Below are 619 nucleotides of genomic sequence, written 5' to 3'. Positions count from 1 at the left end.
TTATTCACGCTGCTAGGGCGTTGTCCTTTTGACCAATCAATCAAATCATCACAATAGGCATTCAAGGAGGCATTTAAAGACCAATCATAAATCGTCGACATCTTAAACCTCATGTCTTAATCGCAAACAGAACACTCACATTTACTGGACGCGTCTCGCCTTCACCAGTGCTCTCCAAAACAACCTCTTGGCTCTCATCAAGAGTATAAGGACTTACAATGTAGCCCCCTAAATTCTCACGCTCTATACCCATAAAATTCGCGAGAGAACTCCCCCCAAACAAGCCTAGACGATAACCCAACACATCTGTCGTATTCCCATCCCAAAAGTTTTCGTTGCTGGTAAAATGAGACATCGAAAGGCTCTGTCCTTGATGTTGGTGAGACTCGATTAAATCTGTTTGCACACTTGCAAAAGAACGCCAAGGGTCTAGATTGCGTTCATTATCAAGCCCCCGTAAAAACATCCCTCGAAAATCTGGAACATTAAACGTCTCAACGCCATCCCCCTCTCCCCAAACCGTTCCTATCGTCTCAAATAAATCACGATAATCACGACGCAAATAAGCCTTCCCATCGCAAATTAACCAATCCTTTGGAATCCCGCGCATTCCAAACGT

The 619-nt window shown here is 44.1% G+C and carries 1 protein-coding gene and 1 pseudogene; both read right to left on the bottom strand.

What is annotated here, in order from left to right; translation table 11 throughout:
• A pseudogene (locus tag ACFIKG_RS09750) lies at window positions 1–101 on the bottom strand (phage tail protein); the annotation flags it as partial.
• 8 nt (window positions 102–109) lie between these two features.
• On the bottom strand, window positions 110–619 hold a 510-nt coding region (locus ACFIKG_RS09745; protein WP_375652247.1), incomplete at its 5' end, for a phage tail protein.

Origin of the sequence: Bartonella sp. LB28NMGDW, from assembly GCF_042194435.1 — a bacterium.
In the GTDB taxonomy this organism is placed as follows: Bacteria; Pseudomonadota; Alphaproteobacteria; order Rhizobiales; family Rhizobiaceae; genus Bartonella; species Bartonella grahamii.
The sequence above is the reverse complement of the archived record's forward strand: the minus strand, read 5'-3'. Positions and strand labels throughout refer to the sequence as shown.